27 protein-coding genes and 2 pseudogenes are annotated in these 24,981 nt (G+C 32.1%); 11 read left to right on the forward strand and 18 right to left on the reverse strand.

Going from position 1 to position 24,981, the window contains the following annotated elements; all coding sequences use genetic code 11:
- Positions 1 to 262: 262 nt before the first annotated feature.
- The gene (locus ACFWM3_RS21565; protein ID WP_390312880.1) at positions 263 to 826 is read right to left on the reverse strand and encodes a beta-class carbonic anhydrase; all 564 of its coding nucleotides are present in this window, start codon (positions 824 to 826) and stop codon (positions 263 to 265) included.
- Positions 827 to 1,110: 284 nt separating this feature from the next.
- Here ACFWM3_RS21565 and ACFWM3_RS21570 point away from each other — a divergent pair, with 284 nt between their 5' ends.
- Entirely contained in the window at positions 1,111 to 1,935 is an 825-nt protein-coding gene (locus ACFWM3_RS21570) for an aldo/keto reductase (protein ID WP_390312881.1), read from the forward strand.
- Between the two features lie 149 nt (positions 1,936 to 2,084).
- On the opposite strand, the gene ACFWM3_RS21575 is transcribed toward ACFWM3_RS21570, so the two are convergent.
- Entirely contained in the window at positions 2,085 to 2,726 is a 642-nt protein-coding gene (locus tag ACFWM3_RS21575; RefSeq protein WP_390312882.1) for an alanyl-tRNA editing protein, read from the reverse strand.
- Positions 2,727 to 2,871: 145 nt separating this feature from the next.
- On the opposite strand from ACFWM3_RS21575, the pseudogene ACFWM3_RS21580 reads away from it, so the two are divergent.
- Positions 2,872 to 3,320, forward strand: a pseudogene (locus ACFWM3_RS21580) (DUF4269 domain-containing protein).
- 75 nt (positions 3,321 to 3,395) lie between these two features.
- Here ACFWM3_RS21580 and ACFWM3_RS21585 read toward each other — a convergent pair.
- The 8 genes from ACFWM3_RS21585 to ACFWM3_RS21620 all read right to left on the reverse strand — a co-directional run bounded on the left by ACFWM3_RS21585 (position 3,396) and on the right by ACFWM3_RS21620 (position 9,962).
- Positions 3,396 to 3,857 (reverse strand): hypothetical protein, encoded by a 462-nt coding sequence (locus tag ACFWM3_RS21585; RefSeq protein ID WP_390312883.1) that lies wholly within the window; start codon positions 3,855 to 3,857, stop codon positions 3,396 to 3,398.
- A 201-nt stretch (positions 3,858 to 4,058) separates the two neighbouring features.
- The gene (locus ACFWM3_RS21590) at positions 4,059 to 5,447 is read right to left on the reverse strand and encodes a sensor histidine kinase (protein WP_390312884.1); all 1,389 of its coding nucleotides are present in this window, start codon (positions 5,445 to 5,447) and stop codon (positions 4,059 to 4,061) included.
- Between the two features lie 14 nt (positions 5,448 to 5,461).
- Positions 5,462 to 6,130 (reverse strand): response regulator transcription factor, encoded by a 669-nt coding sequence (locus ACFWM3_RS21595; RefSeq protein ID WP_056471929.1) that lies wholly within the window; start codon positions 6,128 to 6,130, stop codon positions 5,462 to 5,464.
- A 407-nt stretch (positions 6,131 to 6,537) separates the two neighbouring features.
- Complete coding sequence (locus tag ACFWM3_RS21600; RefSeq protein WP_390312885.1) at positions 6,538 to 7,101, reverse strand: Gmad2 immunoglobulin-like domain-containing protein; 564 nt, start codon at positions 7,099 to 7,101, stop codon at positions 6,538 to 6,540.
- A 137-nt stretch (positions 7,102 to 7,238) separates the two neighbouring features.
- Entirely contained in the window at positions 7,239 to 8,150 is a 912-nt protein-coding gene (locus tag ACFWM3_RS21605) for an AEC family transporter (RefSeq protein ID WP_390312886.1), read from the reverse strand.
- Positions 8,151 to 8,192: 42 nt separating this feature from the next.
- Positions 8,193 to 8,537 (reverse strand): SHOCT domain-containing protein, encoded by a 345-nt coding sequence (locus ACFWM3_RS21610; protein ID WP_390312887.1) that lies wholly within the window; start codon positions 8,535 to 8,537, stop codon positions 8,193 to 8,195.
- Between the two features lie 262 nt (positions 8,538 to 8,799).
- Positions 8,800 to 9,249 (reverse strand): VOC family protein, encoded by a 450-nt coding sequence (locus ACFWM3_RS21615; RefSeq protein WP_056471919.1) that lies wholly within the window; start codon positions 9,247 to 9,249, stop codon positions 8,800 to 8,802.
- A gap of 38 nt (positions 9,250 to 9,287) precedes the next feature.
- Positions 9,288 to 9,962, reverse strand: coding sequence for a glyoxalase (locus tag ACFWM3_RS21620; RefSeq protein WP_390312888.1), 675 nt, complete (start codon positions 9,960 to 9,962; stop codon positions 9,288 to 9,290).
- A 147-nt stretch (positions 9,963 to 10,109) separates the two neighbouring features.
- On the opposite strand from ACFWM3_RS21620, the gene ACFWM3_RS21625 reads away from it, so the two are divergent.
- Positions 10,110 to 10,643, forward strand: coding sequence for a GNAT family N-acetyltransferase (locus ACFWM3_RS21625; protein ID WP_390312889.1), 534 nt, complete (start codon positions 10,110 to 10,112; stop codon positions 10,641 to 10,643).
- 48 nt (positions 10,644 to 10,691) lie between these two features.
- Here the strand turns inward: ACFWM3_RS21625 and ACFWM3_RS21630 are convergent, their stop codons facing one another.
- Positions 10,692 to 11,441 (reverse strand): SDR family NAD(P)-dependent oxidoreductase, encoded by a 750-nt coding sequence (locus tag ACFWM3_RS21630; RefSeq protein WP_390312890.1) that lies wholly within the window; start codon positions 11,439 to 11,441, stop codon positions 10,692 to 10,694.
- A 142-nt stretch (positions 11,442 to 11,583) separates the two neighbouring features.
- Between ACFWM3_RS21630 and ACFWM3_RS21635 the strand changes: the two genes are divergently transcribed.
- Positions 11,584 to 12,462: a LysR family transcriptional regulator gene (locus ACFWM3_RS21635; protein WP_390312891.1), complete on the forward strand. Its 879-nt coding sequence runs from the start codon at positions 11,584 to 11,586 to the stop codon at positions 12,460 to 12,462.
- Between the two features lie 142 nt (positions 12,463 to 12,604).
- On the opposite strand, the gene ACFWM3_RS21640 is transcribed toward ACFWM3_RS21635, so the two are convergent.
- Positions 12,605 to 14,149, reverse strand: a complete 1,545-nt coding sequence (locus ACFWM3_RS21640; RefSeq protein ID WP_390312892.1) for an FAD-dependent oxidoreductase — start codon at positions 14,147 to 14,149, stop codon at positions 12,605 to 12,607.
- A gap of 173 nt (positions 14,150 to 14,322) precedes the next feature.
- On the opposite strand from ACFWM3_RS21640, the gene hpt reads away from it, so the two are divergent.
- The gene (gene hpt / locus ACFWM3_RS21645; RefSeq protein ID WP_056471903.1) at positions 14,323 to 14,850 is read left to right on the forward strand and encodes a hypoxanthine phosphoribosyltransferase; all 528 of its coding nucleotides are present in this window, start codon (positions 14,323 to 14,325) and stop codon (positions 14,848 to 14,850) included.
- Positions 14,851 to 14,897: 47 nt separating this feature from the next.
- On the opposite strand, the gene ACFWM3_RS21650 is transcribed toward hpt, so the two are convergent.
- Entirely contained in the window at positions 14,898 to 15,314 is a 417-nt protein-coding gene (locus ACFWM3_RS21650; RefSeq protein WP_390312893.1) for an NUDIX hydrolase, read from the reverse strand.
- 157 nt (positions 15,315 to 15,471) lie between these two features.
- Between ACFWM3_RS21650 and ACFWM3_RS21655 the strand changes: the two genes are divergently transcribed.
- Positions 15,472 to 16,734 (forward strand): TolB domain-containing protein, encoded by a 1,263-nt coding sequence (locus ACFWM3_RS21655; RefSeq protein WP_390312894.1) that lies wholly within the window; start codon positions 15,472 to 15,474, stop codon positions 16,732 to 16,734.
- A gap of 209 nt (positions 16,735 to 16,943) precedes the next feature.
- Here the strand turns inward: ACFWM3_RS21655 and ACFWM3_RS21660 are convergent, their stop codons facing one another.
- The gene (locus ACFWM3_RS21660; RefSeq protein WP_390312895.1) at positions 16,944 to 17,696 is read right to left on the reverse strand and encodes a 2-phosphosulfolactate phosphatase; all 753 of its coding nucleotides are present in this window, start codon (positions 17,694 to 17,696) and stop codon (positions 16,944 to 16,946) included.
- Between the two features lie 246 nt (positions 17,697 to 17,942).
- Positions 17,943 to 18,305: a VOC family protein gene (locus tag ACFWM3_RS21665; RefSeq protein ID WP_390312896.1), complete on the reverse strand. Its 363-nt coding sequence runs from the start codon at positions 18,303 to 18,305 to the stop codon at positions 17,943 to 17,945.
- 146 nt (positions 18,306 to 18,451) lie between these two features.
- On the opposite strand from ACFWM3_RS21665, the gene ACFWM3_RS21670 reads away from it, so the two are divergent.
- Entirely contained in the window at positions 18,452 to 18,940 is a 489-nt protein-coding gene (locus ACFWM3_RS21670; RefSeq protein ID WP_056471888.1) for a GNAT family N-acetyltransferase, read from the forward strand.
- Positions 18,941 to 19,214: 274 nt separating this feature from the next.
- Here ACFWM3_RS21670 and ACFWM3_RS21675 read toward each other — a convergent pair whose 3' ends face one another.
- The 3 genes and pseudogenes from ACFWM3_RS21675 to ACFWM3_RS21685 all read right to left on the reverse strand — a co-directional run bounded on the left by ACFWM3_RS21675 (position 19,215) and on the right by ACFWM3_RS21685 (position 21,213).
- Positions 19,215 to 20,174: an RtcB family protein gene (locus ACFWM3_RS21675; protein WP_483867285.1), complete on the reverse strand. Its 960-nt coding sequence runs from the start codon at positions 20,172 to 20,174 to the stop codon at positions 19,215 to 19,217.
- A gap of 284 nt (positions 20,175 to 20,458) precedes the next feature.
- A pseudogene (locus tag ACFWM3_RS21680) lies at positions 20,459 to 20,674 on the reverse strand (RtcB family protein); the annotation flags it as partial.
- 89 nt (positions 20,675 to 20,763) lie between these two features.
- Positions 20,764 to 21,213, reverse strand: a complete 450-nt coding sequence (locus tag ACFWM3_RS21685; RefSeq protein WP_056471880.1) for a GNAT family N-acetyltransferase — start codon at positions 21,211 to 21,213, stop codon at positions 20,764 to 20,766.
- 268 nt (positions 21,214 to 21,481) lie between these two features.
- Here ACFWM3_RS21685 and ACFWM3_RS21690 point away from each other — a divergent pair, with 268 nt between their 5' ends.
- Genes ACFWM3_RS21690 through nadE form a run of 4 tightly spaced genes read left to right on the forward strand, consistent with a single transcriptional unit; the run spans position 21,482 to position 24,939 of the window.
- Positions 21,482 to 22,033, forward strand: a complete 552-nt coding sequence (locus ACFWM3_RS21690) for a cysteine hydrolase family protein (protein ID WP_056471877.1) — start codon at positions 21,482 to 21,484, stop codon at positions 22,031 to 22,033.
- Entirely contained in the window at positions 22,030 to 23,499 is a 1,470-nt protein-coding gene (locus tag ACFWM3_RS21695; RefSeq protein ID WP_056471875.1) for a nicotinate phosphoribosyltransferase, read from the forward strand. Before ACFWM3_RS21690 ends, ACFWM3_RS21695 begins: the two co-directional genes overlap by 4 nt.
- A complete protein-coding gene (gene nadD / locus ACFWM3_RS21700; protein WP_069033280.1) occupies positions 23,492 to 24,121 on the forward strand; it encodes a nicotinate (nicotinamide) nucleotide adenylyltransferase in 630 nt (209 codons plus the stop codon). The genes ACFWM3_RS21695 and nadD overlap by 8 nt, the downstream gene beginning before the upstream one ends.
- Positions 24,118 to 24,939 (forward strand): ammonia-dependent NAD(+) synthetase, encoded by an 822-nt coding sequence (gene nadE / locus ACFWM3_RS21705; protein ID WP_390312898.1) that lies wholly within the window; start codon positions 24,118 to 24,120, stop codon positions 24,937 to 24,939. Before nadD ends, nadE begins: the two co-directional genes overlap by 4 nt.
- The last annotated feature ends 42 nt before the right edge of the window (positions 24,940 to 24,981 follow it).

Genomic DNA, 24,981 nt, shown 5'->3' on the forward strand with positions numbered 1-24,981 from the left:
ACAATAATTATACAAGAAAAAAGTGAAGGCTTCCTCGATGAATCGAGAAAGCCTTCACTTTTTTAAACCACAAGGACTTTTTCAGTGGCCTCGGCTTGCCGAGGAGGCTCAGGTCTCGCCTCATGGAAAGCGAGCATCCTGTAGTGGAAATCAACATCACTTTACTCCTTTACGGATATTTGGTAATTTAATTGACATGGTTGTTTTTCAACACCACAAAAAAAGTTATCCTACCTAAAGGATAACTTCTTTATTTAAATCGTTATTCAGCAGTTTTTTCATCTCGATGAACTACTTCTAAATTTCCTGTATGTGGGTCAATTACTAAACCATGAATTTCAACCTCTTTTGGAACAAGTGGATGGTTTTTAATAATTGAAACACTGTGATTAACACTGTCGTATACATTCGTAAAACCAGTTAACCATTTGTCTAAATCTAGACCTGAGAAGCCTAAAATTTCTATGTTTTCTTCTTTAATTCCTCGTTCAACCATTTTTTCTTTCATTCGTGTAGGATTTGTATTACCCATTCCACACTCATGGTGACCGATTACTAATACTTCTTTAGCTCCAAGTTCATAGATTGAAACTAGAATACTTCTCATAACTGATCCAAATGGATGCGCAATAACTGCACCAGCCGTTTTAATCATTTTCACGTCACCGTTTCTAATATCAAGAGCCTTTGGTAAAAGCTCAACTAGACGTGTATCCATACAAGTAACAACTACAACCTCTTTATTCGGAAACTTTGAAGCTATGTATTGCTCATATTCCTTATTCTCAACAAACTTCTTATTAAAATCTAAAATTTGATCTAACATATATTCCCCTCCAAACAAAAATAAAGAGCATTTTTCCTATACCTATATTGAAGGAAAAGGTCAAAATATACAACCATTTTGCACTCATTCATAGTATTATTCTAAAATTATGTTTTCATTTATACCGTTTTATTTTTATTATTTAGTTCGATAAATACACGTTTTGAACAAATAACCAATCGAATAGCTTTTTTATTAAATTACCATTAATTGCTATCATTTTTTTTTATTTTGAAAGTTTATATTGTACACTAGACTTAGTCTTTAATAAGGAGGGAATTAAAATGAAGTTTGAACATTCTATTGCATTACATAATGGAGTTAAAATGCCTCAATTAGGTTTAGGTGTGTGGCGTGTGTCACCAGAAGATGGTGTAGATGCTGTACGAACAGCTATCGAAGTAGGTTATCGTCATATTGATACTGCAGCTGTCTATCAAAACGAAGAGCAAGTAGGTGAAGCAATTCGCCAATCTGGTGTTTCCCGTGATGAACTTTTTATTACAACAAAGGTTTGGAATGCTGATCAAGGTTATGATTCAACTTTAAAAGCTCATGAAGAAAGTCTAAAAAAATTAGGCTTGGACTATGTTGATCTTTATTTAATTCACTGGCCAGTAAAAGAAAAATATTTAGATACATATAAAGCATTAGAAAGACTTTACGATGAAAAGCTTGTGCCAGCAATTGGTGTTTCAAATTTTCATGTCCATCACTTAGAAGATATTGCCGCTCATCGCAATATTAAACCAATGGTCGATCAAGTCGAATTGCACCCAATGTTTCAACAAAACGAATTACATGAATATTGTCATAAAAACGGCATTGCATTAGAAGCATGGAGCCCTTTAATGCAAGGTGGCGAAGCTTTAACAAATACAGCTATAAAAGAGATTGCGGATCAATATGGAAAAACAACTGCCCAAGTCATCATCCGTTGGCACTTACAACGCAATGTAATCGTTATTCCTAAATCAATAACACCTTCACGAATTCAAGAAAACTTTGAAGTATTCAACTTCGAGCTATCATCAAATGATATGCAACAAATTGCTACACTAGATGCAAATAAACGTGTAGGTCCAGACCCTGATAATTTTGATTTCTAAGAGGCAAGATTAGGGTAGAGGAAATTTATAATAATGAAGATCGAGACGGCTACCAATCTTTTGAAAGGTAGCCATTTTTTTATCTCTTAGATTCCTATAGCAATAACTTAAAGTTCATTTTTACTAACCTTTAAGAACCTCTTTTTAGATCAAATTAAATAAATTTCGATCCGTTCTTTCCCTCCCCCTATATTGTTTCGTTTTAGCTTTATTCCTTTAATTTCTCCTGTGCGCTTAATATGTGTCCCACCGCACGAAACTTTACCAAAGCCTTTGATTTCCCAATATCTTCTTTGATTTTCTGGGTCATCAAACTCACTATTTATTTCCAAATCTGCATCAATCAGTTCTTTTGCTTTTGTTTCTAAAAGTGGGAAAGTTTCTGAGATTTTTCCATCCCAATAAAAATCAATTCTAGCTTTATCACTAGTAATATTTGCGCCAATTTTTTCAGGTTTATCATAGTTTTGATTCATTAGTTCTAAGATGATTTCCGCAGCGAAATGTAGCTTCATAATTCGATATCGCTTCTCCCAATCAATCGCAACCACTACTTCCTGTCCTTTTTGAAGATCATGATTTTCTGGTAAAGTGTAGCGGATTTCTAATCCGTCCTTCTTAGCTTCAATCACCTCATAATTTCCAATTCTCCCTGAGTCCGATTGTTGCCCACCCGAAAAAGCATAAATAATGGTTTGGTTTATTGTGACCCTTTGATCATCTACTTCCGTAACAATCGCAGAGGTTTTTGTAAGATAAGGATCTTCCCAAAAAAGTTTGTTTACCGCCATCGTTTTACTCCTTTTTAGTTTTTGATTTTGAATTCTATTAACTTTTGTTTTCCTTTCATATGATGATTCCCCTTTTTATTTTTATAAACTACGTATTATACTAAATTAGCTCTAACTCAATTTATTTAATATGAAAGGAGTCTAAATGTTTCTTTCAATTGATTATTTAAATAATGGTAGCCTTAAACAACAACATGCATATGTAACATTAGCACGATTAAATATTCTGAATGAACTAAAGGATTTTAATCCTGTACTGTGTGGAACGATTCCAATTGGGATTGACATAGAAGGATCGGATCTAGATATTATTACAGAGGTACATGACTTAAACTCATTTGAAAAACTATTGAAAAATAATTATGAAAAGCAATTTGGACAACCAGTTCCATCTATTAAACAAAATGCTTATCTTCATTTAATAATTGAACATTTTATTTTGAAACAAAGCCTACTATCAAAGATGAAATCATTAAACTTAAAAAAGAAGGCTATAAAACAGAACCAGCGTTTTGTAAAATTTTAGGCTTAGAAGGCGATCCATATGATGAATTAATTAAATACGAGATTAGAATAGGAGCAATATTAGCGTAAGTATAAGATGCAATAATTGAGTAAAAAAAAGGAACAATTTCTATAAATTGTCCCTCTTCTAGTTGCCACTTTTACTTACTTAGTTACGACTTCACTACTTTTGAGTAATTCAATGCGCACTTTTTTAAGCCCGTCTTGTTCATCAACATATGTACTTAATTTCCAGTTTGCTGCAAGTGTATGTTTTACTAGATTAATTGCTTCTTCAGATAAATGAAATCCTTGAATTGCAGTTCCCATATCTTCATAATCTTTTTCAACTACAATTCCAAATTTATATCTTAATAAAGTCATTAATGAGCCTTTTGTTAGAAATTTGATTTGGTAGCCATCATTAACGATTTTATTAAAATTCTCTTCATTACTTTTGTACAGATTAATTAATGTTTCCCAGTTAGGAAAACCATTACCATATTGATTTAAAAACTCGAAATTCTCTTCTTTTACAGCGTTTATTAACTGAATGTTTTCTACACCAGCATGACGTAGACTTTCAATCATAATTGCATTATTTATAGCAATACTAACAAAGCTCATCTCTGTTCTCCCTCCAAATTACAAGAATTTTCTTTTTATTCAACTTTATCATAAAATACCGGACTAAACTATTAAATTGATGAGATTTACACGGAGATAATGAGGATAGGAATGTTTTGTGAACACGAAAAAAATCACAAGATCCTTTAACAGAACTTGTGATTTTACTTCTTTTAGGAGAATTTAGAATCTCCATCTAAACTAAATCGTGTTTAATGTGATGAAAGCAGTTGTGCCTTCTCCATTTTTACTTTTAATTTCTAGATTGCCACCATAATTTTCAATTAAGTCTTTTGCTATTGATAATCCTAAACCATTACCACCGTTAGCTCGACTTCTCGCTTTATCCGCTCGATAAAATCGGTCAAATATATGATTGATATCTTCTTCTTTAATACCGATCCCGTTGTCTTTCACTTTGATTTCGATCTTGTTTGCAACTTGAGCTGTCGTTATATCGATAATGGTGTGTTCTTTACTATATTTAACTGCATTATCAAACAAAATAATTAATATTTGCATTAAATGCTCTCTTGCGATGTTTGCTTTATCGACAATTTGATTAGGAGTATGGAAGTGAATTTCCAAATCTTCATGCAACAGTTGATAATTGTTTATGATCTCATTTAATACTTCATTAATATTTGTTGGAGCATACTGTTCAATCTTTTCGCTATTTTTCTCTAGCTTCGTCAACTGTAGAAGCTCGTTCGTTAAAATAATCATTCTGTTTGCTTCATTAATACATGTGTTTAATGAGTTTTCTAAAACGGTTTCGTCTTTTTTCCCCCAGCGATTAACTAGTGATAAGTGACCATGAATGATTGCTAAAGGTGTTCTTAATTCATGAGAAGCATCTTCAACAAATCGCTTTTGTCTTGTAATTGAAGCCTCTAACTCATCCATCATTTTGTTAAAGAGTAGACCGAGTTCAGATAGCTCATCTTTTGTTTCTCCTACGTAAACACGCTCTTTTAATTGATTATTTTTAATTTTAATCATTGTTTGGTTTAAATTTTTAATAGGATTTAATATTTTTTTAGATAAGAAATAACCGCTTAAAATACTCAAAATTAACGAAATGGTTGTTCCCAAAATAAGAATCATGAAAGATTCTTTAATTAATGTTGAAAAGATTTCTACATTCATTGCAACTTCTAATACACCGTCAAAATTCTTATAATGTAACACCTTACTATTAATTAAAATTTCTTGATTGTTTTTTCTATATTTTTGAATTTCACCGAAGTCTTTTTTATTAATATGAATTTTAGGCATTGTTCTTGAAACTGTAAATTTTTCTTTTCCATCTATATCTATTAATCGAATCATCTCGTTATTTTGAATAATTTTTTCAAAATATTGTTTGTTTTCTGCAAAAGAAGCCGCATTAGGTCGTTTTGTTTTATATTCTTCATCTAAATAAGCTGCCGTATCATTTAATCTTTTTTCAATTCGATGTTGCTGCTGATTCATTATAGACATTTGAATCAAAGCAGATTGAATAAGATTACATAAAGTAAATATGAAAAACATAAGCACAGCGATTGTAATTGTTATTTTCCATCTAATCGAAAGCTTATTTAACAAGGTAAGATCCACCTCTACATCCTCATTACATACCCAGTACCCCTTACAGTGTGAATATAGGTATTATTTTTATCATCCAGTTTTGTTCTTAAGTAGCTAATATAAACATCCACTACGTTTGTTTCAATTGTAGAGCCATAGCCCCATACAGTTTCTAATAAAATTTCTCTAGTTAATACACGATTTACATTGCTCATTAATAAATACAATAAATCGAACTCTTTTTTAGTTAAATCAATGATCGCTTCATCTTTTTTAACAACTCGAGCTGCAGAATCTAATGATAAATCTTTAAACTTTAAGCAGTGTAAATTTGTTGAACGATCAATTCGTCTAAAAATTGCTCGCATATGAGCTAAAAGTTCTTCAATAACAAATGGTTTTGAAATATAATCATCTGCACCACTATCTAATCCAGAAATTCGATCAAAAACACTGTCTCTTGCTGTAATCATAATAATTGGCGTGTCTTTATGCGCTCTAATTCTTCTGCAAACTTCAATTCCACTTAAATTAGGTAGCATTAAATCAAGCAAGATTAAGTCAAATTCTTGGTCGATTGCTAGGTTTAAACCGTCTCTTCCATCATTTGAAATATGAACTTCATTTCCTTCATACTCTAATTCTAAACGTATAAAATTTGCTAATTCTTTCTCATCTTCTATAATTAATATTTTTTTCATTTATTTTATCCCTCATTTTTTTTATAATAACATCTATAAAATTATTATTTGTATTGTATAAGGATATCTGTTTAAGATGAAAATGGCTTTATGAATATTTTAAAATTCAATTAGAGTTTTATTAGAAATTTTTAATAGTTTAACTTAATAATCTCGATATTACTACCTATTGTGTACATTTTCTAATAATTTCACTTAAAAACGATTAAAATTTATTTAAGAATATATTTAATGCTTTCCAAAAGATAAGGTAAAAGTTTTATTAATTCCGCTTATTTTATGTAATTTTTAAAGTTAATTTCTTGAGATTTCAAAAAAAATGGCTTTAGCATTTGCTAAAGTCATTTTCATACTAAAAAAAATATTTGTCAATGAAGTAAATCGAATCAAATTAATTTCCACTTACCTTATTTGTAATTAGGAAACTGAATCGGAATATTTAGTATATGTTCAGGTTGGCCGTCTTTTGCACTTGCAACATATAGAGTAAGTACCCCATTTGGACTAGTAGGCTGGTCATAATTTATCACTAATTTAAAGTTCCCCCATTCTGGAGCACCCATATCAGCCATTGTGTGACCTTCCGCTAATACATTATGACCATCTTCTATTCGATAAAGAAAGGTTGCTTCAAAAACACTAGCCTTCCCTTCAACAATTAACACATTTTTACCTGTTGAGTCATTTACGACTGAAGTAACTTTAAATGCATCGTTTTCAACTGGTGTAAATACTTTTACTGGTGGCTTAGTTTCATCCTTTTTTGGCGGATTATTATTTCCTTTATCAGTATTATTGTCTTTATCTGGTGTAGTACCCTTATCAGTATTTTTATCCTTATCTGGTTTAGTGCCCTTATCAACATGTGATGACTGATCATCTTTTTTGCCATAACCGTAGTCACTTGATTGACAGCTTGTTAAACAGAATATGCTAAAAATTATAAGTCCAATAGATAAAAATCTTTTCATTCTATTAATCACCCCTAAATTAATTTATTGCCATAGATTAAATATTGTTCTGAATCAAACTATTTATTTTTAATAAAAGATGAAATGCATTTTTACCGAGGTGAACTTCTAGGAATAGGAATGAATTTTTAAACACATTAAAAGAACGTACTAGCAAGCTGTATTACGATTGGTAAAGTTAGACTACTTAATATAGTTGAGGTAATAACAGTTTGTGCTGCAAAACTTGCATGCGGACCTTTGAAGGATAGTAATGCGCTGTTTCTTGAACTTGGAAAGGCACTACCTATAAAGAGGGCTTTGGCAATTACGCCTTCAAAACCGAAAATTTTTATAAGAGCAAACGCAATAATCGGACCACCAATTAATCTTAAGAAGTTACTAATCGCTAAATTGTTCCAGCTAATTTCTTTCCCCGATTCAGCTAATTGAGCTCCAAGTGTAATTAACGCAAATGGGGCGAATGATTCAGTAATAGGATTTAAAATGGTAACTAATTCATGATTTAGTTTCACATGAGATATTTGAAGGATAAAACCAAGTGCTACACTATATATGATTGGTAGCTTAAGCATTTTCATAACTGCTTCTTTCATTTGGACCGAAGCCTCTGCATTATATACACCAACAGTAAATGTCATTATATTTTGAAACAAAACGATTAAAACTCCAATACTCAATGCAAAAGGATCATTTTTAAATACTAACGCATTTACTGGTAATCCAAGATTTCCTGAATTATTTAAAGCGATGCTATTAGCAAATGTACCTTGCATAGATTTTTCAATTCCTCTCCATCTGCATATTAATGTTGAGATTAGGGACATGAAGACAAATTGGATAACCAAGTAAAATAAAACACCACCTGCAACTTTACCAGATAACGGACTATCGTATATTTTAATAAATACTGCTACTGGAAGAAATAAATAAACTAAGAGGGTTGTTAAAGTACGTAAGTGAAGTTTAAAAAGACGATTAAATAAATAACCTAATATCACATAAAAAAATAGAGGTAGCATAACTTCTAGTAGTAATTTTATGACCATTTCTTTTCCTTCTTTCAGATGATAAACCGCTTTTTATTTTTTCTACATATCTCGGTTAAAAACTTTTTCCTTTTGTTTCTGAAATTCATTTTCAGTGATCACCCCGTCATTTTTTAATTTATTTAATTTACGAAGTTTCACTTCAAAGTCCTCATTTTCTCTTGTAATATACTCATCAACATTTACTTCATAATTTGATATACCACGATCACTAAAAACGTTATATCCATTAATAATCGTAATCATTAGAGCAATTCCAGTCCATAACAATCCGAACAAACCAGCTTGTGGTATGACAATTGTAAAACCGAGGATGATAAAAATAATGCCAACCATTAAACCAAAAAATGACTGCCCTTTACTTGGCTTAACTCGAATTTTTCTCAAATTTCCACCTCTTTTCATTTTAAAATTACTTTCAGAATGAAATAGAAGCTTTGACCTTTAAATCTGATAAAATATTATTTTGCTTTCGAAATACTATATTCGACAAATTATGTTTAAATACCTATTGCCAAAATAAAAAACCACCTAATTAGGTGATTTTTTAATTTTTTTTATTAACTTATTTACACAATTTTATATTCAACCTGTCAGGTTTGTATAAAATGATTTCACACTACTTTTCATACAAAAATCAAAAGAGTTATTATGAATATTTTTCTTTCCATTCGCTTAAATAGAGAACTTCATTTGTTTTTACAGATTCTCCATCAAGAAGTGAAATAAATTCTAAACTATTTCCATCAAGATCTCGAAAATAAACACTTGCTGCTGGCATCCAAGTATGTACAACTGGTTCAATTGGATTTAGTCCGAAAAAGTTTTCAGTTGGTTGAATCCCTCTCTCTTTTAGCCATTCAATACTATTCTCTAGTTCATGTAGACTTACTCCAAAAGCAAAGTGACCTTTGTGAAATTCCTTACCTTTTTCTACTTCCCATAGACCGAGCATTTGTTTGTCCTCACCAATTAAAAAGAAAGCTACTCTTCTTTCTTCAATTTTATGAGCAAGCCTAATACCTAGTTTTTCGTAAAACATAATGGATTCTTCTAAATTTCTCACTTCTAAATGAGTTTCATATATACTTTTAATCATCACTTTTTCCCCCTCTCATCAAATGAATTAATTTTGGATTACTTTATCCTATTAATCTTTATTTCTCCACGATCACTTACATTAATTATCTTCTCATTATCGACTGTAATGACGACCGGAAAAATTTCAGCCTGCTTATTTGAAAATAACCATTTTCTATTTGGCGGTCCTAAAAGAATGTAACAACCCTTTGCCCCCATAAAATTCAAACTATTTACCATTTCTTTATTATTTCTTACTAAGATACCATTAGAGATTAATTGCTTACCTACTGGAAATACATCAAGTGTAGTTAGGTTTATCTCACTAATATTTATGATTGATTGAATAGAGAATGGTTTAGCACTCTTCGGTGAAATAGAGTGCCTCGAAATAAACTCCACAATATTTCCAGAAGGATCTTCAAAATAAAACGAATGCGCATCTAAAAATTCAAAGTAAATTTCATCAAGTCCATCTTCTATTGTTAAATTTACAAAAGATTGTGCCCATCTCTTTGCTTCTTGAAAGTGATTTGATGAAATATTGAAAGCGAAGTGATAGAAGGGATTAGTGTCTTCATTTGTTTCTACAAACTCTAATAAACTTTCTCCTACTTCAATTGTGAAGCTATTACTCTTCATGCTTAGCCAGTTGAATTTTAAGTGGTTAATATAAAATTCTTTCGTTTTATTTAGTTGGCTAGTTTGTAAAACTACTTTATTGATTATCATATCAATCACCTACTTATTCATTTAAGTATTTATATTTTAGCACTAAGTTCTTTGATTTTAAAAAATTCTGAATTTTTATCTCTCAAGAATATCTCCATGATGATATGATTTAATTAACTTTAACTCCAAATAGAAGGAGGTTTGTACGTGATTTTCCAAAAAAATAATCTTACTATTCGTCAATTAAATGAAAGTGATGTTCAACTACTTGCAAAATGGCTTTCGAATCCTAAAGTTCTTCAATATTATGAAGGTCGTGATAATCCGTTCAACGCTGAAAAAGTTAAAAGTATTTTTTTTACGAAAGATCCCTTTATTCAAATGTCTATTATAGTTTATGAAAATATTGATATAGGCTATATACAATTTTATAAGTTAGACGAAGAATCAAAAATTGATTATGGATATGAAAATACAAGTGAAGTTATTTACGGAATGGATCAATTTATTGGAGAAACTGATTTTTGGAATCGTGGGATTGGGAGTTTACTTGTCTCATCGATGGTGGATTTCTTAGTTAATAATCAAAACGCAAAGAAAGTAGTAGTAGATCCACAAACATGGAATGAACGCGCGATTAAATGCTACGAAAAATGTGGATTTAAAAAAATCCGATTACTTCCGAAACATGAGTTACATGAAGGCGAATATAGAGATTGTTATGTGATGGAGTACAATTAAATTAGAATAAAAGGCTGCCTAATTAAAATTAGACAGCCCTATTTTTATTTATTTAAAAGATGCATACCCTTCGTCTGCCATTACTACACTACCGTTAATTGCACTTGCTTCTTCTAAAGAAAGTAAGTAAACTGTGTCAGCAATTTGCTCTGGCCCTGTTAATTTATTGCCCATTACTTTTGCTTTCATCATATCAATAATTCCTTTGTCTTTATATCCTTGAATGATTGGTGTATCAACTGCTCCAGGTGCAACTGCAACAACTCGTATACCATATTCAGCTAATTCAAGAGCTGCTGATTTCGTCATCATAATTACAGCACCCTTCGTTGCATGATAAGCAAAAGTACCATGTGAAGCTAAAAATCCAAATACAGATGCTGTGTTTATAATCACACCTTTAATCCCTAACTCTTTCATTTTACGTGAAGCAGCCATAATACCATATGCAACACCGTGTTGATTAACGGCAATCGTTTTGTTATAAACGTCTAAATTCATGTCAATTAATGGTGAATTCGCACCAATCCCTGCATTATTAAACATCACATCGATATGGCCAAATGTTTCAACTGTTTTTTCAACTAAGCCCTCAACATCCTCAAATTTAGAAACATCCGTTTTTACGAATATTGCTTCTCCACCTTCAGCTTTAATTAGATCAACTACTTCATTTCCTAGTTCTTCATTGAAGTCTGCAACAACAACTTGGTCGCCTTTTCGTGCAAATTTTAAAGCTGTTTCTTTCCCGATACCACTAGCTCCACCTGTGATTACTGCTACTCTTTTTGTTGTCATTATGTTTTCCCCCTTAAGATCTAATAAATGATTTTTATATGTGTAGAATTTTATTACAACTTAATTGTATCAACGTTTTATATTAAATAAAATTTAGTTATACTTACTAATAATTCACTTAAACTTAATATAGGAGAAAAACATGAATCTTGAACAATTACAATATATTATTGAGGTTTCAAAATCGGGATCACTAACTTTGGCAGCCCAAAAATCACATATCACTTTATCTGCAATTAGCCAATCCATCTCATTGTTGGAGAACGAACTAGGTGTATCCCTTTTCACACGTTCTAGGGGTCAAAGTGCTATACCTACTCGTGAAGGAAAAGTAATTATTGAGAAAGCAACCGAAATTTTAATGAAAGTAAATGAGTTAAAAGAAGAAGCAAATGATTTTAAAAATACTTTATCAGGTGAACTTAGAATTGCAACGATTCCTGGTCCAACTCACTTACTTATTAATACTGTTTCTCGTTTTAAACAAGATTTTCCAAATGTAAAAATAGAAATTTTTGAAAGGGGACCAAATGAAATTATCGAAAGTATTCAGTCCCACAAAATTGACATTGGGTTAATAGTATCCGAGGATTTAATCCCTAAAAACAGTGGATTAGTATATGAAAGATTACTGGAAGGTAGAATGGTCGTAGGGGTTAGCTCAAATTCACCTTTATCTTCTCTAAAATCGCTCTCTCCCGAAAAACTGCAACAAGAAACGCTAATTCTTTATGACGATCCAATTATCAAAAATTTCGTAGAAGAATACATTTCTAAATTTGGGAAGACAAACATTTTATTTACGACGAATAATACTGTCGCTATTGAAAACGCGGTAATGAGCGGTTTAGGCTTAACAATCGGTTTAGACTTTTCATTTTTGAAAAATAATGGCCTTGTTCCAATTGAAATTAAATTACCTAATCCTTTACCTGTTCATTATGGTTGGGTTCGACACGATGGAAAATTTTCATCACAAGCCGCTAAAACATTTTTGAACAGATTATCTTTAGAAATTTAAGGTTCGGTTGTATTATTGGTTTAAAACAGTATGAATAGGAATGTGAATCTAAACTAATCTAATCTTCTATTTGACCACTGGCTAATAATAATAAGGGATCTCTCACTTTTTGAGAAATCCCTCATAATCAACTATTTAAAAGTTATTGAACAAAAACTTGTTTTAAAGGTTGATCGGCTGGCCCTTCTAATACTTCACCATAAATTGAAAATCTTGAGCCATGGCAAGGACAATCCCATGATTTTTCACCATTATTCCACTCGACTTCACAACCCAAATGAGTACAAGTTGTGTCTACACAATGAACTTTACCATTTACATCTTTATATGCTCCAACTCTTTTCCCATCTAGTGTTACTACTGAGCCCTCATCATTGTATAACTCTTCTATTTTTCTAGAAACAGGTTCTAATTTTCCTTCAATTAAGTGTTTAGCTACATCTATGTTTTGCATTAAGAAATGTTTGATACTTGGATCTGCTTGAAATCTCGAAGGAGTGAATACATCAGCATCAACAGCTTCTTTTCCTAAAATTAAATTACTAATTAACTGGGCAGAGACTGTTCCAGTTGTCATACCCCATTTACGGAAACCTGTGGCAACGTAAATGTTTTGATGTTTTGATGATGATGATAGTCTCCCAATGTATGGCATTTTATCTAAAGTGATTAAATCTTGGGCAGACCATCTGAATTTAACATCTTCAATTCCAAAGGTTTCTTCACCAAAGAGCTTTAAATTTTCATAAAAACTCATTGTACGAGTTTCAACACCAGTTTTATGACTTTCCCCACCAATTAGTACTAATTCTTCATTATTATATTTAAATGATCTTAGTGATCTTTTTGGATTTTCCGCACTTATGTACATGCCTCCTGGATAGGCTGTTTTTACTTTTGCAGCTAGGGCATAGGAACGATCAGCATGTAATTTCGTAAAAAACATTTGATTCCCATCGTAAAAAGGAAAATGGGATGCACTAACAACATGCTTACATTTAATTTTTCTTCCACTTTGAGTGACTACAACTGGACAGTTGCCCGTTTCAACATCAATAACTACAGTTTCTTCATAAATCTTTAATCCATTTTCAATTGAGGCTTTTAATAAATGAATCAAATATTTTAATGGATGAAACTGGGCCTGATCCCTCATTGTAATCGAATATTTTGTATCAAAAGGTAATAATGTTTTTACTGCTCCAAATGAGTCAATTCCTAACTTTTCGTAAGCTTTTAACTCATTTTCTAGATTTCTTACATAATCATCTGAAGTCGTATAAATTGTTGCATCTTGGGTCTCATAATTACATTCTATCTGGTTATCATTTGTATATTTCCGAATAAAATCCATTGCATTTTTAGTAGAATGATAAAAGATTTTTGTCTTTTCTAATCCAAAATGTTGAATTAGTTCATCATAAATTAAATCATGCTGAGCCGTTACTTTTGCTGTCGTATGACCAGTTGTTCCATTTATAATTTTATTCGCTTCAAGTAAAGCAACCTTCATTCCCGCTTGCGTTAAAAAATATGCGGTTGAAATTCCCGTTATTCCGGCACCAACGATTACTGCATCAAACTCTTCGCCATCGTTATATGGTTCAAAAGTAGGGATATTTAGTCCACTTCTCCATATTGGCTTTGAGTGTTTCGGCAAGCCATTATAATCAATCTTTTCATTCATCTTTGAATACCTCCATTTTGGTTATGTGGTTATTATTACCAAATTGATGAATGTTAATTAATCTAACTTTTTAATACTACAAATTAGTAAATATTGTTAAAATGGAGATAATGATGAATGCTCATCTAACAAAGTAAAAAAATAGTTAATAATTAGTAAAGAGGGTAATGTACATGGCTTATAGAATTAAAGACACTTTAATTTCCGAAACAGATTTAAGAAATAGAGTAAAATCACTTGCTAAACAAATTGAACATGACTTTAATAACGAACCCCTTATCCTTGTAGTTGTATTAAAAGGATCTTTTGTATTTGCAGCTGATTTAGTTCGTGAAATGAAGAGTAATATTAATGTAGACTTTATTTCTGTCTCCAGTTATAGTAACCAAACTGAATCAACTGGAAAAGTCCGACTACTAAAGGATTTAGATGAGAATATCACAGATAAAAACGTGGTGGTAATTGAAGATATCATTGATAGTGGTCTAACTTTACACTTTTTACGTGATCATCTTCAAATGCATAAGCCAAAATCGATTAAGATTTGTACTTTATTAGATAAACCTGAAAGAAGAAAAATCGATTTACCGGTTGATTATGTAGGATTTGTCATTCCAGATGAGTTTATCGTTGGTTATGGAATTGATTATGCGCAGCAGTATCGAAATCTACCGTATATCGCAACTGTAGAAGAATATTAATTTTAAAAAAACAAGCCGATTGATTTTTAATCAAACGGCTTTTTAATTTATTCCTCGTTAACTTTTTTATTAATTAAGTTTATTATTAAGTTTCGATCCTCCGGAAAACTAAGCTCTAATTCAAGAATTTCCTCTGTTGATTTCCAAGCAATTTCATATATTAATTGATCAGGGTCTTGGATCTTAGCATAACCTCCAATAATTCTAACCTCAAAATAATGTACTTCTACTTGAAAACCATACGAGATATCTTCTTTAATAAACAATTGCTCCATTACTTCAACTTCATATCCTGTTTCTTCGAGTACCTCTCTTTTACAACACTCATCAATCGACTCATTTTTTTCTAAACCGCCTGATGGAACAGCCCAAAGCTTTTTTTCATCAGGTTTTCCTTGAAGAACCATTAAAATCTGCCTTTTACGATTAATACAAATACCCGCTGCCCCAATCCATTTCTCCATGAAAAGCCACCTCTTTTAGTTACTTTATATAACTTAGCTATTCAATCATTTAATGTATTATCCGGCCTGAAAATGATTGACTTAACAATTTCGCCCTTTTGATATTTATATAATTTCTTGGGAAAAATAAATCAAAATAATTAAACGGGGTGAATTTATGAATCGCAAATTTCTACTCTCTTTCTTGATCATTGTTTGTTTAATTTTTCCGAACTTTAGTTACGCCGAAACGACTACTAACTCATTAAAAATTGCGTTTATTCGCGATGGATATGTTTGGATAAAATTAAATAATAAAGAGGAAAAAATAACAAAAGCAAAAGGGGTTTATTCGAATCAACCCGAGTGGTCATTTAATGGAAATTACTTAATGTACCAAAAAGAAATACCAACTGGTCCTACAGCATCTTATCCTACTCGCTCAGAAATATGGATTTATAATATGAAAACAAAAAAAGAACAAAGGATTATTTCCGATGGTGAGAATCCTAAATGGTCCCCTACTAAAAATATTTTTGCTTTTCTAGATAGTGGTGTGTTGAATGTCTCTGATTTTAAAAATTTTTACAATATTGCACTAGGTGTGGATGATTATAATTGGATTCCAAATGGTAAGGGCTTTATAGCTTCATCACCCGCAGCACTAAATCCGGGCGGTTGGACAAATCCAGTTTTATATAAAATCACCTTACCAAAGGATTTAAAAAATATTACTAGCGTAACAAACAATGTTAAACAATTTTTTGTTGTTCCAAAAACTCTAACAAAAGGCAATACTTCCATTCCGTCTATAAATGCGTCAACATTTCAATTTTCACCTGATCAAAAATGGATCTCTTTTATTGTTAATCCAACAGCTTCTTGGTCTATGGATAGTGACATGCTTTGTATCATTTCTTCAGATGGAAAGGTTTTTGAAGTTCAAGCTGAAATTATTTTACATTTAGATAATCCAAAATGGGCTCAAACTAAAAATATATTAGGATACATTGCAGGTGGGGGCAGATTAGTTTTCGGATACAAAAATAAAAAGATGAATATTACTGAAATGCCAGCATTTACATCCACAAATATAACACCACCACATTATGCTGAATTAGGATTTACATGGTGTGATGATACATCGATCGTTGTTTCAAGAGTAAAAGAAAGTGAGTGGTCAAATGATGAAAAGAAACGACCTAAACCATCATTAAATGTGATTAATCTTACTACTCATAAACAATTAAAAATAACTAGTCCACCAATTGGAAAAGGAGATTATAACCCAGTCTACTCTAAGTCATCCAATAAAATAACATGGACTAGAAAAGGCGAATTAGATGTTGTCGGTAATGTATGGATCGCCAATTTGGATGGCAGTAAACCTAAAATTTTATTAAAAAATGTTAGTTCATATTCTATTTTTGAGCGTAAATAAAGGATGAATTAGTTTCATCCTTTTAGAGTGTAGACAAAGTACAAAAAATTTGAGTTTCAGACTGCTTGCAAGCGCTTGTCTTTCGAGGCGCGAAGCCTGGTGAGGAGCGGAGTTACCCTAGACGGTAATGAGCACCGCAGACTGGCGAAGTAACGAAGAAAGCGAGCGTTTGTCAACAGTCTGAAAGATGAATTAGTTTCATCCTTTTTCTATTTAAGACCATTAACGAAGCAATCATTTTGTAAAACTGGAACTACTTTAAAACGGTTTAACTGACTACAATGCGTAACATCATCTTCAAAGCCCCTCATTCTTAACTCTCTTCCACTTCCACATTCCCAAATCAATTCTTTAATTTTATGTTTCGAATGAAGAAACGCACCAATACAGACTTCCGCTTCAGGTGATTTCGTTCCTTCTAACTCTGCTAAAATTGCTCCTGCTCCTAAATAATCTTCAATTGAAGGTCGAAGTGCGTCCTCATTTTCGTGTAAATCATTCCAAACCTCACCGCACGGAATGACTGTTATATTAACTTTGTTTTCGTTTTTTAGGCGATTAGCCAAACTTGCAACCGAAGATGCATTAAGTAAAGAACCAATTAATAGCGCGGGCACCTTTGAAGCGATCCATGAACAAAATGCCCCATTTAATGAACATAAAACGAATTTATTATTGGCATGACTTTTAGTAAATGAGACCGGAGAGAGAGTTGCTTTCCCTAAACTAGCCGCTTCATTTCTTCCTAAAATATACTCCGCTCCGATCTTTTTAGCATAAGCTTTCCCATCTAAATTTGGTGGATATGGGTAGACGATTGCGTTTTGAACTACTGCTGAAACAACAGTCGATGAAAAACTAAGAACATCAACAATAATTGTGATATCCCCTCTTTCCGCTGCTTCCCTAGCCCCCCTTTTTCCCCACTCGACACGGCATTCATAATTAGATTGATTGAACATTTATCCATCCCCTTTATTAACTTTTAAAATCGTCATCCATAGAAAAAGCAATACTCTTTATAAGTATTGCATCAGTGTGTAGACAAAGAATATTTAGACTGATTCCAAGCGTTTAACGTGCTCTGCACCTGAAATTGAAGCAAAATTCATATTTAAACACGCTGATGTTTTAAATATATAAAGACTATGCGGTATATCATTAATACAAAGAATGCATGTTATAACTTCCTCATTTGGAAATTTAATTTATTCAGGAAAAGAGCACACACCTAAACGATTTCCCTCTATATCTTTAAATTCAAACCATTTAAACGTTCCATCTACATTCAATTGCTCTAATTCTACATCGTGTTCTTTTAAATAATTATAAGCTTGTTCAATATTTGGAGTATAAAAATTAAAACTCATATGCGTATTTGGATTTTCTACTTGATTTGTTTTTCTCACAATCGTTAATGGTGTTTCCCCAATATTTAATGCAGCATATCCATTTATCGGATCGTTCCATCTAATCGTAAAACCCAATACCGAGCAATACCAATCTACTGCTTTCTCAAAATCAGTTACTTGCAGAAAAACTGTATCAATTCTTTTAAAATGCTCTGACATAGCTAAGTCCTCCTTTTTTACTACCTACTATTTATTCAACATTTGTAAACTATTTCCTTTTATAATTTCATGCTTAAAATAAAGGGATTTCATTATAAATAGTCAATTATTTATAAATATTGAAACTAAACATTGGAGGAGAAATTTTGATTAAAATCGTTAAGGTAAAAAAAGAAGAGGAATCAAAATTACACAATTTAATGCAATTTTATATTTATGAATTCACTAAATATCTTCCTGAAATTAAACTTGGAGAAAATGGATTTTTTCATAAGTTTAACTTGGAAAAATACTGGCAGGAACAAGATTATCACGCTTTTTTTGTGTTGTATAAAGAAGAATTAATCGGCTTCGCTTTAATTGAAACTACATCAGAATCCACTTCAAATTGTATAGAAGAGTTTTTTATAATTGAAAAATATAAAGGGCATGGTTTTGGCAAAAAAGTAGCAATAGAACTTTTCAATCTGTTTCCTGGAAAATGGAGTATCTCACAAATTGAAAAAAATGAACCTGCTAAAGCTTTTTGGAGAAATGTAATTCATTATTATACAAAAGGAAACTTTACTGAAAGAGTAGATGAGAATAAAAAGACAATTCAAGAGTTTGATACGTATGAAATTATAGAAAATTAATTTAAGTGGTTTATGAGGTAGTACATAGGATATATGTTGATATTTACTACCTCATAACGGGTTCATGAGGTAGTATATTGGCTTAATGTTGATTTTTACTTCCTCATAACGGGTTCATGAGGTAGCATATTAGCTGAATGCTGATTTTTACTTCCTCATAACGGGTTCATGGGGTAGTATATTGGCTTAATATTGAAAATCACTTACTCATAAATAGTACATTACCAATTTAAAGCCACCATATAGGTGGCTTTATTTTGTAATATAGTTAGAATTAATTTGCTTTGAAATTATAAAGTGGTTTAATGACTTTAATAACATCAATCGCATCCTTTGTATTTTCAATGATTTCTTTCATTTCCTTATATGCCATTGGACTTTCATCTAGTGTACTCTCTAAAACTGAAGTACTCCAAACATCCTTCATTGTTTCTTTAAACTCATCAAGTGAAAGAGTTGCCTTTGCCTTTGTGCGACTGAGAATTCGACCTGCACCATGAGGAGCCGAGTAATTCCAATCTGGATTTCCTTTTCCGATTGCAATCAAACTACCATCTCGCATGTTGATCGGAATCAATACTTTCTCACCTTTTTGAGCAGAAATTGCCCCTTTACGCAGAATCATATTTTCGATATCAATATAATTATGAACAGTTGTAAATTGTTCAACCACTGTTAAATCCATATTCTTTACGATTTCATCCATCATTGCCTTACGGTTCCATAAGGCATATTCTTGGGCAATCGCCATATCGTGCATATATCGATCAAACCAAACTCCTTCTAAATACGCTAGATCCTTTGGAATATATAGCGAAGGAAGGTTTTTTAATGCAGCTTCAATTTCTTTTTCACGGCCTTCATCTCTTAATTGCTGAATGACTTTTGAACGATTTTCGGACTGGCTCTTTGATAATTCATACGCCTTTTTCTGATAAAATTCCGCTACAACTTTACCTAAATTTCGGCTTCCGGAATGTATAACAAAATAAATATTTCCGTCCTCATCAGAATTGCACTCAATAAAATGATTTCCACCACCAAGTGAGCCCAAGCTAAGCTTTGTTCTTGTTTCATTTAATTCTTTAAAGCAGTACAACTGTGAAAAATCAATTTTCTTCACAAAATCATGCTTATTATTTCGAATTGAAAACCCTGATGGAACATGTTTACGAATGACAGCATCTAGTTTTTGAAAATCGATATCTTTTTGTGAAACTCTTATTGTTTCCATTCCGCAACCTATATCGTACGTTAACCTCTAATTTCTTAGAGAGTGGACTATACCTTCTCTACAGTCATCGGAGTATGCAGCTCCTTATGTAGGCTCGCCGTGTTAACTATTCCATCCGAGATTAGCAAGTAGAATAATTCTGCACAATCGTCTGCTAACAACGTGCAAGTCTCTGAACCATTTGATTATGTCACCATAACCTCTGGCTGCTGATTGCCCTCGACTATATTTTACGTTAGGGTTTCCAGCAATTGAGCGAGTTTTTTAACGTTGGAGCCGTTTTAGTTAACCCCAACGAGATTTGGAACGATTTTATCTTGAATCGTCATTGTCGTTCCAATCGTGCATCCCTTACCTGCATGAGTATCTGGCATAATTCTAATTTTAGAACTTTTCACGAACTCTTGATTACATAGTTCAATAATTTGCCCAATTGCTCCTTGTTCCACATTATCTGTAAATATTTTAGCTTCATTAAATGAGCCTTTAACTGTAAGCATTGTCTTCTCCTTCAAGTTAGTTTTATTTTAAGGCCTGACTTTATTAAACTATTTTAAAGCATTTGATAATAGTTCTTAAAGATTCTATTTTATTGATTTTCTAAATTTAATGAATACGAAAGAAATTCTTGATCAACTTGATAGCCATTTTTTTCATATAATGCTTGTGCCGATTTATTATCAATCGCAGTTTGTAAATCCAATGCTTTTGCGTTCGATTCGATTGCAAATTTCTTTGCTGCATTTAACAGCAATTGAGCTACTCCTTTTTGCCTTGCTGTTTCGGTTACATATAAATCATTTAAAATCCATAACTTTTTCATTGATACTGAAGAAAATGAAGGATATAACTGAGTAAATCCTATAGATTGATTTTCTTCTTTCACAAGAAAAATAACAGAATCTTGTGTTTTAATTCTCTCGGTTATAAAATCAATCGCTCCAATTAAATTACTTTCTTGTTTATAAAACATTCTGTACTGATCAAATAAATTTGCTACTTCTGAAATATGCTCTAATTTTGCACGAACTACTTCCATCATGTCACCTCTTCTAACTGTTAATTAATCTATCTAGTTAGTTCGGTACATTTCATTAATTTCCTCTAATCAATACAAAGGTTATAAAACCTACGAAAAATAGTAATTTTTAATTGTAAAGTTAATAATATAAAAATGATCTATTAAATTTCCAAAATTTAGGTTTTCATCTGAATTAACTTATAATAATATTGTAGATGAAAAACTAATTTAATTTTTTCTATTATGTGAAAAAATTAACATTCTTATTATTTGGGGTGATTAATAAATGGATAAAAAAGCGCTCATTATTATTGATTATACGAATGACTTTGTAGCTGATGCTGGTTCATTAACTTGTGGTAAACCTGCGCAAGTTATTGAGCAAAGCATTCTTCAATTAACTAAAAATTTCATAGAAAATCAAGATTATGTTGTATTTGCAGTAGACGTCCATGATGAGAATGATCCGTTTCATCCCGAAACAAAATTATTCCCACCTCATAATATTAGACATACTAAAGGAAGAGATTTATATGGTGGATTAATGGGCTTATACAATTCATCAAAGGGCAATTCAACTGTTCAATGGCTCGATAAAACTCGTTACTCCGCTTTTGCCGGAACAGACCTTGAGATAAAACTAAATGAAAGAGGCATAAACGAACTTCATTTAATAGGAGTTTGCACTGATATTTGTGTATTACATACCGCGGTCGATGCTTATAATAAGGGGTATAAAATAGTCGTTCACCAGCAGGCTGTTGCAAGCTTTAATGCAGCTGGGCATGAATGGGCTTTAAGTCATTTCAAAAATACTTTAGGGGCGGAAATAAGATGAATTACAACTTTCAAGATGATAGCCTTGCACTTCATACAGACCTTTATCAAATTAATATGGCTGAAACTTATTGGGGAGACAATATTCACAATAAAAATGCCATTTTTGAACTTTATTTTCGTAAACTCCCATTTGGAAATGGATATGCAATCTTTGCAGGTTTAGAAAAAATAATCAGTTATCTGCAGAATTTTAAATTTAGTAGTTCAGATCTTGACTATTTAAAAGAAGAACTAGGATATAAGGATGAATATATTCAATTTTTGTCTGGTGTAAAATTCACAGGTTCAATTAGATCAATTCAAGAAGGAGAATTAGTATTTGGGAATGAACCAATTTTAAGAGTTGAGGCCCCACTTCTAGAGGCGCAATTAATTGAAACTGCGTTATTAAACATCGTTAATTATCAAACATTAATTGCTACGAAAGCTTCACGAATTAAACATATCGTTGGTACTGATACGTTAATGGAATTTGGAACAAGACGTGCTCAAGAATTTGATGCTGCCATTTGGGGAGCAAGAGCCGCTTATATTGGTGGATTCCATGCGACTAGTAATGTTCGTGCTGGAAAACTATTTAACATTCCTGTTTCAGGTACACATGCACATGCGCTCGTGCAAGCATATCGAGATGAATACATAGCTTTCAAAAAATATGCGGATCGTCATTATAACTGTACATTCCTAGTTGATACATACGATACACTAAAAAGTGGAGTGCCTAATGCGATTAAAGTCGCAAAAGAACTAGGTGATAAAATTAACTTTGCAGCCATCAGACTAGATAGTGGTGACTTAGCCTATTTATCGAAAGAAGCTAGAAAAATGCTCGATGAAGCTGGTTTCGTAAATACAAAAATTGTTGCTTCGAATGATTTAGATGAATATACAATTTTAAATTTAAAATCGCAAGGAGCAAAAATTGATTCTTGGGGAATAGGAACAAAACTTATTACAGCATATGATCAACCGGCCCTTGGAGCTGTTTATAAATTAGTAAGTATTGAAGATGAAAATGGGAAAATGATCGATACAATAAAAATTTCTCAAAACCCTGAAAAAGTAACAACTCCTGGACTAAAGAAATTGTATCGAATTATTAATACAGTGAACCATCACGCTGAGGCTGATTATATTGCCCTTGAAGATGAAGATCCAGGGTCTGAGGAAAAAATAAAGTTATTCCACCCAATCCATCCATATATCAGTAAGTTTGTAACTAATTTTGAAGCTAGAGAACTTCATCACCAAATCTTTACTAAAGGTGAATTAGTCTACAAAGTTCCTGCAATTAAAGACATTCAGGATTTTGCTGAAAACAACTTAAGTGTACTTTGGGAAGAATACAAACGTGCATTAAACCCTGAAGAATATCCAGTAGACTTAAGTCAAAAATGTTGGGATAACAAAATGGAAAAAATAGCAGAAGCTAGAAAGAAAACAGAGGAAATGAAAAATGGCTAAAATTGGGATTTATGGCAGTTCGTTTGATCCGATTACAAACGTTCATTTATGGACTGCAAGTACGATTGCTCATCGTTGTCAATTAGACAAAGTTATCTTTTTACCATGCTCTTCAAAAAGAAGAGATAAACAATTACATAATACTGATGAACATCGTTGGAATATGTTAAAACTGGCAATTCAAAACAACTCAAAGTTTATTGCAGACGATTATGAAATGAGTAAAGAGGCTTGGGAAGTTTTCACTTACTATACAATGAACCATTTTAAAGCGAAATACAATGAAGATGAAGTTTATTTCATAATGGGAGCTGATCTCCTAGAAGATATTGCAGAAGGAAAATGGAAATACGGGGACCAATTAGTTTCCGAAAATAAATTCATTGTAATGGCTCGTGATGGAATTGATATGTTAAAAACCATCTCTCGTTCTCCCTTATTAAGAAACAATGATAACGGTTCAAGATTTCATCTAATTGATAAAGGATTAGCGATGGAAATTAGTTCAACATATATCCGAGAAGAGTTTGCAAAAGGTGGCGAGCCAAGATATTTATTACCTGAGGATTGCTACGCTTATATAAAAAAATACAATCTGTATCAAAAGGAGAATGAAGATTGAACAGTTTACAAAAAGAAATTGTCGAAGAAATGAAAGTAAAGCCAGTTATCGATCCTAAAGAGGAAGTAAGAATAAGTGTTGATTTCCTAAAAAGCTATCTTAAAAAACATCCTTTTTTAAATGGATTTGTATTAGGTATTTCAGGTGGTCAAGATTCAACTTTAACTGGTAAGCTTGCACAAATCGCAATAGATGAATTAAATAGTGAGCAATCAGAAAAAAACTATCTATTTATCGCAATTCGATTACCATATGGCGTTCAAATGGACGAAGAGGACTGCCAGGAAGCGTTAAAGTTTATCCAACCAACTAAGACCTACACAGTGAATATTAAAGCTGCTGTAGATGCTAGTGTTAACACATTAAAAGATATTGGCGTAGAACTTACTGATTTTGCAAAAGGTAATGAAAAGGCTCGTGAAAGAATGAAAGCTCAATATAGCATTGCTGCTATGAATGGGTGTGTTGTCTTAGGCACTGACCATTCCGCTGAGGCTGTTACTGGTTTTTACACTAAATTTGGCGATGGTGGTTCAGACCTTTGTCCGATCTTCCGTCTAAATAAACGACAAGGAAAGATGCTGCTAAAAGAATTAAATTGCCCACCAAAGCTATATGAAAAAGTTCCGACTGCTGACCTTGAAGAGGATCGTCCACAATTAGCAGATGAAGTCGCACTTGGTGTTACATACGATGATATCGATGATTACTTAGAAGGCAAAGAAATTAATAGTGACTCTCAAGCAAAAATCGAATCATGGTTTAATAAATCAAGACATAAGAGACAAATGCCTTACACTGTTTTTGATAAATTTTAATACATTTCAGACAGCCCGAAAAAGCTACCTATTTTGGTAGCT

The organism is Gottfriedia sp. NPDC058432, from assembly GCF_042721555.1.
Classification (GTDB): Bacteria; Bacillota; Bacilli; order Bacillales; family Bacillaceae_G; genus Gottfriedia.